Source organism: Microcystis sp. M53598_WE2 (genome assembly GCF_030067735.1).
GTDB classification, from domain to species: Bacteria; Cyanobacteriota; Cyanobacteriia; order Cyanobacteriales; family Microcystaceae; genus Microcystis; species Microcystis aeruginosa.
On sequence record NZ_JASJFE010000684.1, the window covers coordinates 1 to 3,565 of the forward strand.

Annotated in this window: 4 protein-coding genes; 2 read left to right on the top strand and 2 right to left on the bottom strand. The window is 43.9% G+C overall.

Features of this window, described 5'->3' with window-relative positions:
• The first annotated feature begins 233 nt into the window (after positions 1-233).
• Both dusA and PX636_RS13925 read left to right on the top strand, forming a co-directional pair.
• Positions 234-1,229, top strand: a complete 996-nt coding sequence (dusA, locus tag PX636_RS13920; protein WP_288117611.1) for a tRNA dihydrouridine(20/20a) synthase DusA — start codon at positions 234-236, stop codon at positions 1,227-1,229.
• A gap of 15 nt (positions 1,230-1,244) precedes the next feature.
• A complete protein-coding gene (locus PX636_RS13925; protein ID WP_288117612.1) occupies positions 1,245-2,057 on the top strand; it encodes a DUF362 domain-containing protein in 813 nt (270 codons plus the stop codon).
• 361 nt (positions 2,058-2,418) lie between these two features.
• Here PX636_RS13925 and PX636_RS13930 read toward each other — a convergent pair whose 3' ends face one another.
• Complete coding sequence (locus PX636_RS13930; protein ID WP_012265856.1) at positions 2,419-2,769, bottom strand: Rieske (2Fe-2S) protein; 351 nt, start codon at positions 2,767-2,769, stop codon at positions 2,419-2,421.
• Positions 2,770-2,777: 8 nt separating this feature from the next.
• Entirely contained in the window at positions 2,778-3,359 is a 582-nt protein-coding gene (locus tag PX636_RS13935; protein WP_288031166.1) for a DUF1997 domain-containing protein, read from the bottom strand.
• Between the last annotated feature and the right edge of the window lie 206 nt (positions 3,360-3,565).

The window sequence follows — 3,565 nt, forward strand, 5'->3', positions numbered from 1 at the left end:
TAAATTAAAAATAGATTTTAGGTTCGATCCCCCCTTAGTACTAGGGTTGATTCATAGTAGGGTTGATTCATGAATCAACCCTACCCTTAGTCCCCCCTTGATAAGGGTGGTGTCTGATAATTTTTAACGCCTACCTACTTACCAAAAAGCTTTAAAATATGTTGAGAGGAAGACTGGTTCTTCTCTGGGGTTCACCAGAGAATGTCCCGATCAGCGAAAAAATCAAGGGAAAGATGGGCAGTATTTTAAGTGTGGCGCCGATGATGGATTATACCGATCGCCATTTTCGCTATTTTTGGCGACAAATTAGCCTTCGTCCCCTTCTCTACACGGAAATGATCACGACGATGGCGATCAAACACGGCGATCGCTATAAGTTGCTGGGGTTCTCCCTAGCAGAAAAACCTCTAGCTTTGCAGTTAGGGGGTGATAATCCCTATCTTTTGGCAGAATGTGCTAAAATAGCCGAAGATATGGGTTATGACGAGGTAAATCTCAATGTGGGTTGTCCTAGTTCTCGGGTAAAAGAGGGCAATTTCGGCGCTTGTTTGATGGCTAACCCGGAATTAGTCGCGAGGGGAATATCGGCAATGAATCAAGCTGTATCGATTCCCGTGACTGTAAAACAGAGAATTGGCATTGATCATCAGGATAGTTACGAAAATATGGCCAATTTTGTCCGTATTGTTGCGGATGCGGGTTGTCAACGTTTTACCATCCATGCGCGTAAAGCTTGGTTACAGGGATTAAGTCCCAAGGAAAATCGCACCGTTCCCCCTTTACGTTACGATGATGTTTATCGCCTAAAAAATCAGTTTCCCCATTTGTTTATTGAAATTAATGGCGGTATCATTAATTTAGAACAGGCTAGACAACATTTACAATTAGTAGATGCAGTTATGATCGGTCGGGCAGCCTACGATAATCCCTATTTATTTGCCACAGTCGATCGAGATTTTTATGGGGAATCGGTTACTCCTCCTACCCGGGAAGAAGTAATCAAAAAAATGCTTCCCTACATCGATGAGTGGGTGAGTAAAGGTTATAAATTACACCAGATCAGCAAACATCTTTTACAGCTTTTTGCCGGTCAGCCCGGAACTAAGGCCTGGAAGCGTTATATTAGTGAAAATAGCCATTTTCCTGGGGCCGATTCCGGGGTAATCTGGCAAGCTTTACAGCAGGTAAACTCCCTAAATGATCTGGCTAATCTGTCAGCTTCCCATTGATTTATTTTCTTTTCTATGATTACCCAATCCTCAATTACTGCCGGGGTAAAAAATTCAGCTATGGCGGATTTTGTTTATCAACCTCCCCGGGCAGCTATCACAGCTAAACGTATTTTAGTTAAACCTAATTTAGGTTATCCTGTGCCACCACCGGTAACGGTTAGTCTGCCGGTATTAAGTCAAGTTTTGCGGGGATTGAGAGGGGTAAATCCAGGGGCAGAAATTATCTTGGTAGAGGGAGTATGTTCGGCTATTTCTTTGAGAGAAATTATCGATATTTTGGGAGTAAAATCTATTCTCGATCCTGGAATAACTATTCTTGATGCTGATAGTTTACCACAGCAAGAATATCCGAATCTTTCCCCTTTTCCTGTCCGTTTTCCCTCGATGTTTGCCCCTAAAATTATCGAAGAAGTGGATTGTCGGATCACGATTGGAACCTTAAAACGCACCCATTTAAAGGATAAACCCCTGATTTCTGCTTCTTTAAAAAATCTCTATGGACTCTTTCCCCGTAGTCATTATAAAGCCCGTAGTCCCAACTCGCGGGGGCAATTACATCGCCCCTCCGTACCGCTAATTTTACAGGATGTTTATTTTTGTATCGGTCATCTTTTTGATGGGGCAGTGGTGGACGCTAATCTCAAATATTTTAGTAGTAATTGGCGACCGGATCGAGGAAAATCTATTCCTGTCGGTCAGGTGTTTTGGGGTGATGATATGATTAGCGTGGATCGCAGTGCTTGTCTGTTAGGTGATGAACCGATGCCAAGTTATTTAGATGCGATCGATTTGCTTCGTTCTCAACTTTTAAACGGAACTAATTAGGGTTTGCTGAAAAAGTTTCTTGGTGGGGTTAGGAGTCGGTCGCCGGTCGTCAGGAGGGGAAGTCAGAATAAAAGAATGACCTCGCGCAATCCTGTTTAAAAAATATACAGGAGAGTGGGGATCACTGGAGCGGGGTAGGGTTGATTCATGAATCAACCCTACCTGGAATCAACCCTACCTGGAATCAACCCTACCTGGAATCAACCCTACCTTGAATCAACCCTAGGAGCGGGGGAGGGGAACAGTCTATAACTGGGTTTTTACGGAAGCGATCGAGGTAGGGTTTGGCATTCTCCAAGATTACCCCATTGTCGAGTGAACTGCTCTTTAGGTTGCCCAAAAACCCCCCTCGGTGAAGATGTCAAGCGTCTATCCAGATGCTGCCGTCTTCGATGCGAAGGGGATAAACGGGTAAAGCTTGGGGTTGAGAAACTGCCGCCATCGCTTTGTTAACCACAGGGGGCCAGGTAATCCAGTCTTTGACAGCACCACTACAGAGATCAAAAGAACTACGATGCCAGGGACAAACGATCGCGCCATCCTCGGTAATTTGGCCCTTCGTCATCGATAATTTTAAATGAGGACAACGATTACCGACGGCGTGGAATTGACCGTTATTGTTAATCAACAGAATGGAATTTTCCCCCACTTTTACCACTTGACGGGCGCCGGGGGCAAGGGAATCTACAGATAATACTTTTGTCCAACTCATATTTTTATTTAACCAAGGGAGAGATCGAGAATGGTTTCGGGGTAATTTTGGGCAATAATGTCCTGTTTAGCCCATTGTTGGTAATCTTGCAACAATTGACTCATTAAACGCTGTTTAATCCGCAATAAAACCCCTTTTAAGAGGCTATTGCCGGCGATTTCTAACAGCGGACGCGGGGTTAACCATAATGGCGGTGGTAGGGCAACTTTCACCTCAAGATTGGCTTTCCCCGCTAGATAGGTTTGATTATTTTTTTCCACAGGAGCGAGTTTGCCTTTAACATTGAGGCTAAAGCGATCGTTGATATAATCAATACCTTTGATCTGACAGTCTTCTGATTGCAAAAATATCGTCCCCTCAGAGGTAGCCCAGACATTAAGAATAACCGTGGGCTGAAAATAGTACATATTCAAGAAGTTTAGGGGACGCATTTTTAGGCGAAACCGATGCTCAGACAAGTGTTCTGTTAAGCTAGTCTCAACGATAGCCTGTACTAACCTTTGCGGTTGGCGCAGATAATGCTGAATCGGGATGGTTTGTTCGGCAACAACAATTTCTAGGGATTCGGCAGCGGTAAAAGTTACTTCCATAAGTTGGCTATTTTAAATTTGTCTCCCTTCTTAATTTTACTTGACAAAACTTACACTTTTCGACAGTCCAGATGTAGAAATTTTACCGCTAAGAGGGGACACAAACCAGATTTTTGCCCAAAGTTAGGCCTTTTTCAGTGATCAGTTATCAGTGGGGGTGATGGGGTGATGGGGTGATAGGGTGATGGGAAGTGTCGTGAAGTGAA